A 14,291-nucleotide genomic window follows, 5' to 3' on the forward strand; every position below is an offset into this window, starting at 1 on the left:
TTCTTCACATAGTCAGCGTGACCCGGGCAGTCGACGTGAGCATAATGACGCTTAGCGGTCTCGTACTCAACGTGAGCCGTGGAGATGGTGATACCACGAGCGCGCTCTTCAGGAGCTGCGTCGATCATATCGTATGCCTTGAACTCAGCACCACCGGCCTTGGCCAGGGTCTTCGTGATCGCAGCGGTGAGCGATGTCTTGCCATGGTCAACGTGACCAATGGTGCCGATATTACAATGCGGCTTATTACGCTCGAATTTAGCCTTTGCCATCGTTTCTCTCCGTTACCCATCTACAGACGGGATGCGGTTGTTAGCAATTTCTGCTGCGGCACCCAACCCGGAACACCGCAACACACATAAAAAAGCGCTCGTTACCAGCGGTAGTGACTGAAAGCCTTGTTGGCCTCAGCCATACGGTGCGTATCTTCGCGTTTCTTGACCGCGGCGCCACGATTATTCACGGCATCCATCAGCTCATTGGAAAGACGATCCTGCATCGTGCTTTCACCACGCTTGCGCGACGCGTCGATCAGCCAGCGGATTGCCAGAGCCTGACGACGGTCAGCACGCACTTCCACAGGCACCTGATACGTTGCACCGCCAACACGACGGGAACGAACCTCAACGGCCGGCTTCACATTATCCAGCGCCGCATGGAACATGGCGACGGGATCAGCGGAAGCGCCACCGCGACGATGCAGAACATCGAGAGCACCGTAGACGATGCCTTCTGCAGTGGACTTCTTGCCATCATACATCAGCGCATTCATGAAGCGCGTAATGACGATGTCTCCAAATTTCGGATCCGGTAGGATCTCACGCTTTACAGCGCGGTGACGGCGACTCATGCCTCGATATTCCCTTACTTAGGACGCTTAGCGCCATAGAGCGAACGACGCTGACGGCGCTTTGCGATACCCTGGGTATCAAGCACACCGCGGAGGATGTGGTAACGGACACCCGGAAGATCCTTCACACGACCACCACGGATCAGGACGACGCTATGCTCCTGAAGGTTATGACCCTCACCCGGAATATAGCTCACCACCTCGTGACCGTTCGTCAGACGCACCTTCGCGACCTTACGGAGCGCGGAGTTCGGCTTCTTTGGAGTGGTTGTATAAACGCGAGTGCAAACGCCGCGCTTCTGCGGGCAGCCCTGAAGGGCAGGCACCTTGTTGCGCTTTGCCGCAGGCTCGCGCCCCTTGGCGATCAGCTGGTTGATGGTCGGCATGCGCCTTTCCCGATCCTTACACAGTTCGGCCGGCGAACCCTCACTTCGGTTGCCGACTGTCATCCAAAATCACCCCCCGGATACAGCATCCGGAAAGCCTATGTTTACATCCGGCCTTAACGCACTCTCCAAGGAGCACATGGAACCGCATGCTGTAATTGCTTTGACAACAACCTGCCCGGACAGTGAGCCGGAATGCATGAAGCTGAGGCGGCGGACCCTAAGCCCCGGAACCATGTGAGTCAAGAAAACTCACGCGATTCGGGTTGGTTTCCGCACCTTCTGACACTAACATTCCGTTGGAACCGGTCTTTTGGCGTCGTTATGCAACGAATTGCGCGCCTCTTAACCCGAAATTGGCCATTTGGCCAGTGAAAACGGGCATCACGATAGGGAAAAGAATCCATCGTGATATGCGTTATCCGCATCCAGTGCGTCTGATGCTTGTCCTAGAAAAAAAGAAAGGCCGGGACAAAACCCGGCCTCTCCATAACCACAGGATTTGAAGTCTGCTGATTACTCAGCAGCCTCATTTCCATGCTCAAGACGCTGACGATCCTGACGCGCAGCAACAGCACGCAGCTTGTTCATCACGCTACCTGTTCCCGCAGGGATCAGACGGCCAACGATGACGTTTTCCTTCAGGCCGTTGAGCGTATCCACCTTACCTGCTGTAGCAGCCTCGGTGAGCACACGTGTCGTTTCCTGGAAGGAGGCGGCCGAGATGAAGGACTGCGTCTGCAGCGAGGCCTTCGTGATGCCCTGAAGCACCGGCATGGCCACCGCCGGACGATCTCCAGCATTCATGCGCTTGGTGTTCTCGCCTTCGAACTCGATGCGATCCACCGTCTCGCCCACGAGATACGTCGTGTCACCCGGCTCCAGAACTTCAACCTTCTGCAGCATCTGGCGAACGATCACCTCGATGTGCTTGTCGTTGATCTTCACGCCCTGCAGTCGATACACGTCCTGAATCTCGTTCACGAGATAATCGGACAGAGCCTCGACACCCATGACCTTCAGGATGTCATGCGGCACGCGCGGACCGTCGACCAGCGGATCGCCCTTCTGGACAAAGTCACCTTCCTGAACGGAAACGTGCTTGCCCTTCGGCACCAGATATTCGGTCTCTTCACCTGTCTCGTCGTTCTTGACGATAACACGGCGCTTCGACTTGTAATCCTTACCGAACTCAACGCGGCCTTCATTCTCGGCGATGATCGCGTGATCCTTCGGACGACGCGCTTCGAACAGTTCGGCAACACGCGGCAGACCACCGGTAATGTCACGCGTCTTGGAACCTTCACGCGGAATACGCGCCAGCACGTCACCCGCATGGACCTGAGCACCGTTCTCCACTGAAAGGAGCGAGTCAGGCGACAGGAAGTAACGGGCGTCATTGCCGTTATCCAGCTTGATGACGTTGTTGTTGCTGTCCTTCAGCTGCAGACGCGGACGCAGGTCGACACCCTTGGAGGCCTGCTTGTAATCCACGACCACTTTCGAAGTCAGACCCGTCACTTCGTCCATACGCTCGACAAGCGTGATGGAGTCGATCAGGTCGAGATATTCGACCGTGCCTGCCTTCTCGGTGATGATCGGCAGGGTGTACGGGTCCCACTCGGCCATCTTCTGGTTACGGGTAACGGCCTGACCGTCTTCTACCAGAAGTCGTGCACCGTAAGGCACACGATAGCGCGCACGCTCCGTACCGTTCTCGTCAGCAAGGATGATTTCACAGTTACGGGCCATGACAATCGGCACGTTCTGCGAGTTCTGCACCACGTTACGGTTGCGGATGGTCACCTTGCCGTCACGGGATGCTTCAACCATCGACTGCTCGGCACCACGCTGGGCGGCACCACCGATATGGAAGGTACGCATCGTAAGCTGCGTTCCGGGCTCACCGATGGACTGTGCGGCGATAACACCAACAGCTTCACCGATGTTGACCGGCGTGCCGCGGGCAAGATCACGGCCGTAGCAGTGACCGCAAACGCCGACGCGGCTGTCACAGGTCAGCACAGAGCGGATCAGAACCGTCTCGACAGCGGCCTTCTCGATGATTTCGGCATCAGCCTCCTCAACAAGATGGTTACGCTTGAAGATGACTTCACCCGTGGTCGGGTTAACGACATCAGCTGCCAGCGTACGTCCCAGGATTCGCTCGGAAAGCGAGGAAACAACCTCACCACCATCCATCACCGCACGAATGGTCAGACCACGCTCGGTACCGCAATCGTTCTCGACGATGATGCAATCCTGCGCCACGTCAACCAGACGACGCGTCAGGTAACCCGAGTTGGCCGTCTTCAGCGCGGTATCGGCAAGTCCCTTACGGGCACCGTGGGTCGAGGTGAAGTAATCGAGAACCGACAGGCCTTCCTTAAAGTTGGCGATGATCGGCTGCTCGATGATCTCACCCGACGGCTTGGCCATCAGACCACGCATACCGGCAAGCTGCTTCATCTGTGCTGGCGACCCACGCGCACCGGAGTGGCTCATCATCCAGACCGAGTTGATCGGCTTGCCGATCTCGGCTTTCGACAGTTCCTTGGTCATCGCAGCCTGTACTTCGTCCGTGCAGCGCGACCAGGCGTCAACCACCTTGTTGTAGCGCTCGCCAGCAGTGATCAGACCGTCCTGATACTGCTGCTCGAACTCCTTGACCTCTGCGGACGTGCGGTCAACCAGCTCTTTCTTCTCGTGCGGGATGATCATGTCATCCTTTCCGAAGGAGATACCGGCTTTCGCAGCGTGGCGGAAACCAAGCGACATCATACGATCACAGAAGATCACCGCTTCTTTCTGACCACAGTGACGGTAGACCGCGTCGATCACGTCGGACACGTTCTTCTTGGTCAGCTGCTTGTTGATCAGGGAGAACGGCACCGAGCTGCTTTTCGGCAGGATCTGGGCGATCAGGACACGACCCGGTGTCGTGACAACATTCTCAGCGTAAGAACTGCCGTCTTCACGGGTCATCTCAAGACGCATACGAATCTTGTCGTGGAGCTTCAGAGCGCCTGTCGACAGGGCATATTCGACTTCGTTGATAGAACCGAAAGACGGCGCACCCTTCGTCAGAATTTCGCCGGTCTTGTCATCATATTCGTTACGATCCGGTGTCGCAGCGAACTCAGGCGTCTCAAGGCTGAGATAGTAGAGCCCAAGAACGATATCCTGTGACGGCACGATGATCGGCTTGCCGTTCGCGGGGCTGAGGATGTTGTTGGTCGACATCATCAGCACGCGGGCTTCAAGCTGAGCTTCAAGCGACAATGGCACGTGAACGGCCATCTGGTCACCGTCAAAGTCCGCGTTGAAGGCGGTGCAGACCAGCGGGTGAAGCTGGATCGCCTTACCTTCGACAAGGATCGGCTCGAACGCCTGAATGCCGAGACGATGCAACGTCGGGGCACGGTTCAGCATCACGGGATGCTCGCGGATCACCTCTTCGAGGATATCCCAGACTTCCGGACGCTCCTTTTCCACCATGCGCTTTGCAGCCTTGATGGTGGTGGCGTGACCATATTTCTCGAGCTTCGAGTAGATGAACGGCTTGAACAGCTCCAGCGCCATCTTCTTGGGAAGACCGCACTGATGCAGTTTCAGCTCAGGTCCGACCACGATGACCGAACGACCGGAGTAATCGACGCGCTTGCCGAGCAGGTTCTGACGGAAACGTCCCTGCTTGCCTTTCAGCATGTCGGACAGCGACTTCAGCGGACGCTTGTTGGCGCCTGTGATGGCGCGTCCACGACGACCGTTGTCGAACAGGGCGTCCACGGACTCCTGCAGCATGCGCTTTTCGTTACGGACGATGATGTCCGGCGCACGCAGCTCCATGAGCCGCTTCAGACGGTTGTTACGGTTGATGACGCGACGGTACAGATCGTTCAGATCCGACGTTGCGAAACGACCGCCATCGAGCGGAACCAGAGGACGCAGCTCGGGCGGGATCACCGGCACGATGTCCAGGATCATCCATTCCGGCTTGCAGCCACTCTCGGCGAACGCTTCGATCAGCTTCAGACGCTTGACCAGCTTCTTACGCTTGGCCTCGGACGTCGTCTCCTTCAGTTCCTGACGGAGATTGACCTTCTCGGCGTCGCAGTCGATGCGCTCGAGCAGCTTCTTGATGGCTTCAGCGCCGATACCGACTTCGATACCGTCTTCGGCATGCTCATCGAGCACGTCAAGATACTGCTCTTCCGTCAGAAGGCTGAACTGCTTCAGAGGAGATGTGCCCGGCTCCAGAACCAGATAGCTCTCGAAGTAGAGCACCTTTTCCAGATCTTTCAGCGTCATGTCGACCATCAGGCCGATACGACTTGGCAGGGACTTCAGGAACCAGATGTGCGCGACCGGGCTTGCGAGCTGGATGTGACCCATCCGCTCACGGCGGACCTTCGCCAGCGTGACTTCAACACCGCACTTCTCGCAGACGATGCCGCGGAATTTCATGCGCTTGTATTTGCCGCACAGGCACTCGTAGTCCTTGATCGGGCCAAAGATACGCGCGCAGAACAGACCATCACGTTCCGGCTTGAACGTACGATAGTTGATCGTCTCCGGCTTCTTGATCTCGCCAAACGACCAGGACCGGATCTGCTCGCTGGATGCGAGCTGGATCTTGATCTGATCGAAGGTGGCTGCCTGACCAGTCTGGCCAAGGATTTTCATGAGTTCATTCATGCGCCGAAAACCTCCAGGACGGGTGTCACGCGGCCGCGCTCCGCGTCACGCCGGGCGTTCTGCCCCGCGCTCCGTTTCATTGAAAACAGGTCGGCGTCGAGAGACCGAAGCCCCTCGACAAGATTAAAGGGAAAATCAGTCACCACTGTTTTCCAGATCCACATTCAGACCAAGCGACTTCAGTTCCTTGATGAGAACGTTGAAGCTCTCAGGGATACCGGCCTCGAAGTCGTCCTGCTCACGAACGATCGATTCGTAAACCTTGGTACGACCGGAGACGTCATCGGACTTGACCGTAAGCATTTCCTGCAGCGTATAGGCTGCGCCATACGCCTCAAGTGCCCAGACTTCCATCTCACCAAAGCGCTGGCCACCGAACTGCGCCTTACCACCCAGCGGCTGCTGCGTGACGAGCGAGTATGGACCGATCGAACGTGCATGGATCTTGTCGTCGACAAGGTGATGCAGCTTGAGCATGTAGATGTAACCGACCGTCGTCTTGCGCTCGAACGGCTCGCCTGTGCGACCGTCGATGAGCTGGGACTGACCGGAACGATCGACACCCGCCTTCTCAAGCATGTTCTCGATATCGGGGATCGAGGCGCCATCGAACACCGGCGTTGCAATCGGCACGCCCTTGCGCAGATTGTTCGACAGTTCAACGAGCTGATCGTGGGACATTTCAGCGATGTCGGCCTTGAAGACCTCATCCCCGTAAACATCCTTCAGTTCATCCAGAAGCACCTGCTTCTTTTCACCGTCCCGCTGATATTCATCGACCATGTTGCCAATGCGGCGGCCGATGTTGGCGCAGGCCCAGCCCAGATGGGTCTCAAGGATCTGTCCGACGTTCATTCGTGACGGCACACCGAGCGGGTTCAGCACGATGTCAACAGACGTGCCATCCTCCAGGAACGGCATGTCTTCGACCGGCACCACGCGGGAAACAACACCCTTGTTTCCGTGACGACCAGCCATCTTGTCACCTGGCTGAAGCTTACGCTTCACGGCAACGAAGACCTTGACCATCTTCATCACGCCCGGCGGCAGTTCGTCACCGCGCTGCAGCTTTTCGACCTTGCTGTCGAAGCGAGCCTGAATCTTCTGGATAGCCGCGTCGAATTCACGACGCAGGGTTTCCAGTTCGGCCGTAACGGAGTCGGACGCGACGCTCACGTTGCGCCATGCGCCACGCGGAATCTCGGTCAGAACCTCTTCCGTGATCGGCGTGCCGGACTTCAGACCTTTAAAGCCTGTTCCTGCTGTTTCACCGATAAGACGCTCACGCAGACGATTGTAGAAGGAACGCTCCTGAATGGCGCGCTCGTCATCACGGTCCTTCGCCAGACGCTCGATCTCGGCGCGCTCGATCGCCATCGCACGCTCGTCCTTGTCAACGCCGCGACGGGAGAAGACGCGGACGTCAACGATCGTACCAGTCGTGCCAGGCGGCAGACGCAGGGACGTATCACGAACGTCGGAAGCCTTTTCACCGAAGATGGCGCGGAGGAGCTTCTCTTCCGGCGTCATCGGGCTTTCGCCCTTCGGTGTGACCTTGCCGATCAGGATGTCGCCCGGGTTCACCTCGGCGCCGACATACACGATGCCTGCTTCGTCGAGGTTGCGAAGGGCTTCTTCACCGACATTCGGGATGTCGCGGGTGATTTCTTCCTGACCAAGTTTCGTGTCACGCGCCATGACTTCGAATTCCTCGATATGGATCGAGGTGAAGACGTCGTCACGCGCGATACGCTCGGAGATCAGGATGGAATCTTCGAAGTTGTAACCGTTCCAGGGCATAAACGCGACGAGCACGTTACGGCCCAGAGCCAGCTCACCCAGTTCCGTGGACGGACCGTCGGCGATGATGTCACCAGCAGCAACCTGATCGCCCACGCGAACCAGCGGACGCTGGTTGATGCAGGTGGACTGGTTGGAACGGGAGTATTTCCGCAGACGATAGGTATCAACACCCTGCGTCGCACCGGTTGAGTCCGTTACGCGCACCACGATGCGGGCACCGTCGATCTGATCGACAACACCGCTGCGGCGGGCAACGATGGTTGCACCCGAGTCATGAGCAACAGCGGCTTCCATGCCTGTTCCGACCAGCGGCGCATCGGAGCGCACCAGCGGAACAGCCTGACGCTGCATGTTCGATCCCATGAGCGCACGGTTGGCGTCATCGTTCTCAAGGAACGGAATCAGCGCCGCGGCGACGGAAACGAGCTGCTTCGGAGAAACGTCACAGGCCGTCACGTCAGTCGGGAGAACCTGACGGAAGTCACCGTTCCGGCGAACCGAAACGAGGTCACCGGTCAGGGTGCCATCCTTGTCCTGCTTGGCGTCGGCCTGAGCAACGACAAGACGCTCCTCCTCCATGGCGGAAAGATACTTCCAGCCGTCCTGAAGCTTGCCATCCTTCACGAGACGATAAGGCGTCTCGATGAAGCCGTACTTGTTCACCTTGGCGTAAGTCGCCAGTGAGTTGATCAGACCGATGTTCGGGCCTTCCGGCGTCTCAATCGGGCAGATACGGCCGTAATGGGTCGGGTGAACGTCACGGACTTCAAAGCCTGCGCGCTCACGGGTCAGACCGCCCGGGCCAAGCGCCGAAAGACGACGCTTGTGCGTGACTTCCGAAAGCGGGTTCGTCTGATCCATGAACTGTGAAAGCTGCGAGGAACCGAAGAACTCACGCACGGCAGCAGCGGCCGGCTTCGCGTTGATCAGGTCATGCGGCATGACCGTGTCGATATCAACGGAACCCATACGCTCGCGAATGGCACGCTCCATGCGGAGCAGGCCGATGCGATACTGGTTTTCCATCAGTTCGCCGACAGAGCGAACACGACGGTTACCGAGGTTATCAATGTCGTCGATCTGGCCGCGACCATCCTTCAGATCGCACATGACTTTCATGGTGCGCAGGATGTCTTCCTTGCGGAGAACACGCACCGTGTCAGGGCATTCAAGACCCAGACGCATGTTCATCTTCACACGACCGACAGACGACAGGTCATAGCGGTCAGGATCGAAGAACAGGCTGCGGAACATCGCTTCCGCCGTCTCAGCCGTCGGCGGCTCACCCGGACGCATGACGCGATAGATGTCGATCAGCGCCTCATCACGGGAGTTGTTCTTGTCCACCGTCATGGTGTTGCGGATCCACGGACCGTTGGCCTGATCAACCGCAAGGGTCGGCAGCTCAGTGATCCCGGCTTCTTCCAGCGCCAGCAGACGGGCTTCAGTCAGTTCTTCGCCGCCCTCACCATAGATCTCACCCGTGTTCGGGTTGACGATATCATGGGCGATGAAACGTCCGAGCAGGTCCGCTTCCGTGACCAGCACTTCCTTCGTGGTCTCGGCGATCTTGCGGACGGCACGAGCGGTCAGCTTTGTATCGGCTTCAGCAACGACCTCGCCGCTATCTGCGTCGATCAGGTCGGAGAGAAGCTTCTGGCCTTTGAAAGCTTCCGGATCGAAAGCGCGCGCCCAGCCCTTGGCGGTCTTCTGGAAGATGACCTTGCCATAGAAGTAGTCAAGGATCTCATCGGAATCCATGCCGCCGATGTCCATGGAAGCGACGTCGCCGCCCTCTTCCGCCTTCTTCTTGCGCGCAGCCTCGGAATTGGCGCCTTCGAGCGCATAAAGCAGCGTCGTGGCCGGCAGCTTGCGCTTCCGGTCGATACGGACATAGATCAGGTCCTTGGCGTCGAATTCGAAGTCGAGCCAGGAACCGCGATACGGGATGACGCGGGCCGAGAAGAGATACTTGCCCGAAGAGTGGGTCTTGCCCTTGTCATGATCGAAGAAGACGCCCGGTGAACGGTGCATCTGGCTGACGATCACGCGCTCGGTGCCGTTGACGATAAAGGTACCGTTATCGGTCATCAGGGGCATGTCGCCCATGTAAACCGGCTGTTCCTTGATATCGCGGATCGAGCGGGAACCCGTATCCTCATCAACGTCCCAGACGATCAGACGGAGAATGACCTTCAGCGGCGCGGCATAAGTCAGACCACGCTGGATGCATTCTTCAACGTCATATTTCGGGTCTTCGAATTCGTACTGAACGAACTCAAGACGACCACGTCCTGCGAAATCGTTGATCGGAAAAACGGAACGGAAAACTTCCTGAAGCCCCGTCTGCGTCCGCGCATCAGGCGATACGTTCGCCTGAAGGAATGCCTCATAGGAGGCGCGCTGAACATCGATGAGGTTAGGCATCGGCGCAACTTCGGGAATCCGCCCGAAACTTTTGCGGATCCTTTTACGCCCCGTGAACGATTTGGTGATTGCGTTCATGTCTATCTGCCTCGTCCCTGCCGTCGGACCATCCGGCCACCCCGTTTCCGAAAAGGAAAGGAGAGGGCCAGACGGTCCGGCCTGTAATGCACACTTCACACGACCCACGCCGTAATCCGGTGCAGTCGTCTGGTTCGTAAATCGCCTTAGCATCTACCCTTTACAGGGAGTCACTACAGACGAACAGGCGGAGACCGTAGACAGCCTCCGCCCAGAACCAACTCAAAACAGTGACGGCACGCGAAGGTGCCGCCAGAAGATCGAGATAATTATTTAATCTCAACCTTAGCGCCGTTGTCTTCGAGAGTCTTCTTGATCTTCTCGGCTTCTTCCTTGCTGGCACCTTCCTTGATGGTCTTCGGAGCGCCTTCGACAAGGTCCTTGGCTTCCTTCAGACCCAGACCGGTGATCGTGCGGATTTCCTTGATCACGTTGATCTTCTTGTCGCCTGCGCTGGCAAGGATCACGTCAAATTCGGTCTTCTCTTCAGCCGGAGCAGCAGCACCCGGAGCAGCAGCGGCTGCAACAGCAACCGGAGCAGCAGCGGAAACGCCCCACTTCTCTTCAAGGAGCTTGGACAGCTCAGCAGCTTCGAGAACTGTAAGAGCGGAAAGCTCGTCAACAAGCTTGTTCAGATCGGCCATGATATGGTCTTCCTAATATAGATACTAGTTCAGGATGCACAACCCGAAAGAAACGGGTCATGCGCATTTTCTCTCTCCCCGCAAGGGGAGACGCATCAGGCTGCGTCCGCCTCGCCCGTCTTGGCATAGGCACCAAAGACCCGAGCCAGCTGGCCTGCCGGCGCCTGGAGAACACCCGCGATACGCGTAGCCGGCGTGGAGATGAGCCCCACGAGCTGCGCACGAAGTGCGTCCAGAGACGGCAGCTCGGCAAGCGCCTTGAGCCCGTTGACGTCAAGCGCCTGGGTTCCAAGGGCGCCACCAAGCAGCACCAGTTTCTCATTGGTCTTGGCGAACTCGACGAGCACTTTCGTCACTGCCACAGGATCAGCCGACCACGACAAGGCGGTCGGTCCCTTCAGCAGCGGCGCAATGCCATCGAATCGGGTCCCATCCAGGGCGAGAGTGGCCAGCCGGTTCTTCGCGACCTTGTAAGTCGCTCCCGCTGCACGCACCTTGCGACGCAGGTCAGTCACATCAGCAACTGTCAGCCCGTCATTACGGGTGACAACCACCATGGACGTCTCTGCGAACACGGTAGCGAGCGAGGCGACAAATTCGCGCTTCTCCGTACGGTTCACTTCCCGTCTCCGTGTTAGCCCATCCACTCAGGGAGGATGAGCCGGTTACCCAAGGATTATCAGCGGAGCTGACAATCCGGTTCGCCTGTCCATGTCACGATACGCACGGAGAGCAGATCGAAATCCACAAACCAGCACCCTCGTCTCCCGGTCGCGCCACAAGGGCATTAAGGCTAAAGCCACATCCGGTCTTGGACAGGATCAGATGACGCGAAAGCGCCACCCTGGAAAGCCGGGAAGCAGAACCTCCCGGCGATCATTCTTTATGTCAGCCGCCGAAAGCGGAGACTTCAACACTCACACCCGGACCCATTGTGGAGGAGAGCGCCACCTTCTTCAGGTAGGTTCCCTTCGCACCGGTCGGACGAGCCTTCTGAACGGCATCCACGAATGCGCGGATGTTTTCAGCCAGCTTGTCAGCGTCGAAAGAAGCCTTGCCGATACCAGCATGGATGATACCGGCCTTCTCGGCGCGATACTCAACCTGACCAGACTTCGCAGCCTCGACAGCACCCTTGACGTCCATGGTCACGGTGCCGAGCTTCGGGTTCGGCATCAGGCCGCGCGGGCCAAGCACCTTACCGAGACGACCGACGAGGCCCATCATGTCAGGGGTTGCAATGCAGCGGTCGAAGTTGATTTCGCCAGCCTGCACCTTCTCCATCAGGTCTTCCGCACCGATCACATCGGCACCAGCAGCCTTGGCTTCCTCAGCCTTCGGACCACGGGCGAACACACCGACGCGCAGGGTCTTGCCCGTGCCATTCGGCAGGGAGAGCAGGCCACGGACCATCTGGTCAGCATGACGCGGGTCAATGCCGAGGTTCAGGGAGATCTCAACCGTCTCGTCGAACTTTGCTTTCGCATTGCTCTTCACGAGGGCAAGGGCTTCATCGAGAGCATACTGCTTCGTGCTGTCAACAGTCGCGCGGGCAGCGGTCAGACGCTTGTTCTTTGCCATGATCTCAGCCCTCCACAACCTGCAGGCCCATCGAACGGGCGGAACCCATGAGCATACGCACGGCGCCGTCGATGTCGTTGGCGTTCATGTCTTTCTGCTTCGTCTCGGCAATCTCGCGCAGCTGCGCAATCGTCACCTTGCCGACAGCGGCGGACTTGCCGACCGTCTGGCTACCCTTGGAGACCTTGGCGGCCTTCAGCAGGAAGTAGGTGTTCGGCGGCGTCTTGGTGATGAAGCTGAACGTACGGTCGGCATACGCGGTGATGACCACCGGAATCGGCATGCCGGGCTCCATGCCCTGCGTCTTGGCGTTGAACGCCTTGCAGAATTCCATAATGTTCAGGCCACGCTGACCGAGAGCGGGACCAACCGGCGGAGACGGATTCGCCTTGCCTGCCGGAATCTGAAGCTTGATGTAGCCAACGATTTTTTTGGCCATATCCGGGACTCCTTTATATTGAACCCGAACCGCGGTTCTGGCGAAATCCTCCGACGCCCAAGGGCGCACGGACAACTCTCCCGCGTTTCGTAAGAGCCGGGGCCATACGCCTGCTTGCCCTTGCCGTCAAGTATGCGTGACAGAGAATCGGGGTCATGTGGCGCGGCAAGTTACATCCGGCTTACCGTCATGATAGAGTAGGTTTCATGTCACGACGTCCGGACATCGGCGCGCCACGCCCTCTCCCTCCGCCTCCCGACCGGAGTTCCCTTCGGGAAGCTGCTCTCGCCCATCTGGCCCGGTTTGCAGCCACGGAAAGAGGACTCGCCCTCGTTCTGGAACGCCGGATCACCCGCTGGGGCCGCCGAGCTGTCGAGGATGGACAGGAGTCGTCCACCGTCACGGAAACGGTGAACGGCCTTCTCCCGCTGGCGACAGCCATCGCGCAGGACATGGTTGCACTGGGCGCGGTCAACGATCATGGCTTTGCCAAATCCCGCGCAGCCCGCCTCACCCGTAGCGGCCGTTCGCGGCGCGCCGTACAGGCGCAGCTTGCCGCCAAAGGCATCGATTCGTCCACCAGCGAACAGGCGCTTGATGACACGCTTGGACAGGATGAAGCCGCCCGTGACGCAGAGATCGCCGCAGCGCTCATTTTTGCCCGCAAACGCAGGGCTGGACCCTTTCAGCGGGAAGAGTCCCCTGATGATACAGGCGATGAGCATGCCGAAAAGAAAGCCCGGCTTTACGGCGCGTTCGCTCGCGCAGGTTTTTCCCGCGATATTGCTGACAGAGCGCTCGGGATGGACCCGGACGAAGCCGAAACCCGCATTCTGACCCTGAAAGCCAGTTTGTGATGCCGCCTGCCACCCGTCCCCACTCCCCTCGCAAACGCCTCTTCAAAAAGATCCTCTGCTGCCTGCCTGCCCTGCTCCTTGCGGGATGTGGCGGCGGTGGGACCGGCAGAAGCTGGCAGGGGCGTCTCCAATGCGCTCCTTGGGCGCGTGAACATTCATCCATCGCGCTACGAGGAGCAGCCGCGTCATGGTGGCGCAGTGCGGACGGCCAATATGCACGCGGCCCACGTCCAGCACCGGGCGCCGTGCTTGTCTTCCGTTCATCGTCCCGCCTGCCGGACGGCCATGTTTCCGTAGTGCGTTCCGTGCGGGGCACACGCGCCATTCTCGTCGATCAGGCGAACTGGAATCCCGGGCGGGTCGACCATGCAGTCCCTATCGTCGATGTCTCTCCGCGCAATGACTGGACACGGGTGCGGGTATGGTGGAGTCCGACAGGGAGCATGGGGCGCACAGTCTATCCAACCTATGGCTTCATTCTTCCCGCCCGGCCCGGCGGGTGGATTTCGTAAGGAAATAGACATGAAA

The 14,291-nt window shown here is 58.5% G+C and carries 12 protein-coding genes; 2 read left to right on the plus strand and 10 right to left on the minus strand.

All coding sequences use genetic code 11. The features are described 5' to 3' along the window. The 10 genes from B3759_RS14415 to rplK form a co-directional block, all read right to left on the minus strand. The coding region (locus B3759_RS14415) for a GTP-binding protein (protein WP_291366970.1) at positions 1-272 on the minus strand (272 nt) is incomplete at its 3' end. A 101-nt stretch (positions 273-373) separates the two neighbouring features. Next, positions 374-850 carry a 30S ribosomal protein S7 gene (gene rpsG / locus B3759_RS14420; protein WP_010666057.1) on the minus strand — a complete coding sequence of 159 codons (477 nt, stop codon included), beginning with the start codon at positions 848-850 and terminating at the stop codon, positions 374-376. A gap of 14 nt (positions 851-864) precedes the next feature. Beyond that, positions 865-1,236: a 30S ribosomal protein S12 gene (gene rpsL / locus B3759_RS14425; RefSeq protein ID WP_010666058.1), complete on the minus strand. Its 372-nt coding sequence runs from the start codon at positions 1,234-1,236 to the stop codon at positions 865-867. A gap of 516 nt (positions 1,237-1,752) precedes the next feature. Further along, complete coding sequence (rpoC, locus tag B3759_RS14430) at positions 1,753-5,934, minus strand: DNA-directed RNA polymerase subunit beta' (protein WP_291366972.1); 4,182 nt, start codon at positions 5,932-5,934, stop codon at positions 1,753-1,755. Further along, positions 5,931-6,077: a hypothetical protein gene (locus B3759_RS14435; RefSeq protein WP_180952762.1), complete on the minus strand. Its 147-nt coding sequence runs from the start codon at positions 6,075-6,077 to the stop codon at positions 5,931-5,933. Before B3759_RS14435 ends, rpoC begins: the two co-directional genes overlap by 4 nt. Further along, on the minus strand, positions 6,070-10,242 hold the full coding sequence (gene rpoB / locus B3759_RS14440) for a DNA-directed RNA polymerase subunit beta (RefSeq protein WP_291366975.1): 4,173 nt from the start codon (positions 10,240-10,242) through the stop codon (positions 6,070-6,072). The genes B3759_RS14435 and rpoB overlap by 8 nt, the downstream gene beginning before the upstream one ends. A 269-nt stretch (positions 10,243-10,511) precedes the next feature. After that, a complete protein-coding gene (rplL, locus tag B3759_RS14445; protein WP_291366977.1) occupies positions 10,512-10,886 on the minus strand; it encodes a 50S ribosomal protein L7/L12 in 375 nt (124 codons plus the stop codon). Between the two features lie 95 nt (positions 10,887-10,981). After that, positions 10,982-11,506 carry a 50S ribosomal protein L10 gene (gene rplJ / locus B3759_RS14450; RefSeq protein ID WP_010666617.1) on the minus strand — a complete coding sequence of 175 codons (525 nt, stop codon included), beginning with the start codon at positions 11,504-11,506 and terminating at the stop codon, positions 10,982-10,984. Between the two features lie 268 nt (positions 11,507-11,774). Further along, positions 11,775-12,467, minus strand: a complete 693-nt coding sequence (rplA, locus tag B3759_RS14455) for a 50S ribosomal protein L1 (protein WP_173573623.1) — start codon at positions 12,465-12,467, stop codon at positions 11,775-11,777. Between the two features lie 4 nt (positions 12,468-12,471). Beyond that, the gene (rplK, locus tag B3759_RS14460) at positions 12,472-12,906 is read right to left on the minus strand and encodes a 50S ribosomal protein L11 (protein ID WP_173573622.1); all 435 of its coding nucleotides are present in this window, start codon (positions 12,904-12,906) and stop codon (positions 12,472-12,474) included. Positions 12,907-13,112: 206 nt separating this feature from the next. On the opposite strand from rplK, the gene B3759_RS14465 reads away from it, so the two are divergent. After that, positions 13,113-13,763, plus strand: coding sequence for a regulatory protein RecX (locus tag B3759_RS14465; RefSeq protein WP_291366981.1), 651 nt, complete (start codon positions 13,113-13,115; stop codon positions 13,761-13,763). Beyond that, positions 13,763-14,275 (plus strand): CHAP domain-containing protein, encoded by a 513-nt coding sequence (locus B3759_RS14470; protein ID WP_291366983.1) that lies wholly within the window; start codon positions 13,763-13,765, stop codon positions 14,273-14,275. The genes B3759_RS14465 and B3759_RS14470 overlap by 1 nt, the downstream gene beginning before the upstream one ends. Positions 14,276-14,291 lie beyond the last annotated feature (16 nt).

Source organism: Acetobacter sp. UBA5411, from assembly GCF_002409645.1.
Lineage (GTDB): Bacteria > Pseudomonadota > Alphaproteobacteria > Acetobacterales > Acetobacteraceae > Acetobacter.

Coding starts and splice junctions, on each gene's coding strand:
- rpsG (WP_010666057.1), bottom strand. CDS start 850: ATGAGTCGCCGTCACCGCGCTGTAAAGCGTGAGATCCTACCGGATCCG.
- rpsL (WP_010666058.1), bottom strand. CDS start 1,236: ATGCCGACCATCAACCAGCTGATCGCCAAGGGGCGCGAGCCTGCGGCA.
- rpoC (WP_291366972.1), bottom strand. CDS start 5,934: ATGAATGAACTCATGAAAATCCTTGGCCAGACTGGTCAGGCAGCCACC.
- rpoB (WP_291366975.1), bottom strand. CDS start 10,242: ATGAACGCAATCACCAAATCGTTCACGGGGCGTAAAAGGATCCGCAAA.
- rplL (WP_291366977.1), bottom strand. CDS start 10,886: ATGGCCGATCTGAACAAGCTTGTTGACGAGCTTTCCGCTCTTACAGTT.
- rplA (WP_173573623.1), bottom strand. CDS start 12,467: ATGGCAAAGAACAAGCGTCTGACCGCTGCCCGCGCGACTGTTGACAGC.
- rplK (WP_173573622.1), bottom strand. CDS start 12,906: ATGGCCAAAAAAATCGTTGGCTACATCAAGCTTCAGATTCCGGCAGGC.
- B3759_RS14465 (WP_291366981.1), top strand. CDS start 13,113: ATGTCACGACGTCCGGACATCGGCGCGCCACGCCCTCTCCCTCCGCCT.
- B3759_RS14470 (WP_291366983.1), top strand. CDS start 13,763: ATGCCGCCTGCCACCCGTCCCCACTCCCCTCGCAAACGCCTCTTCAAA.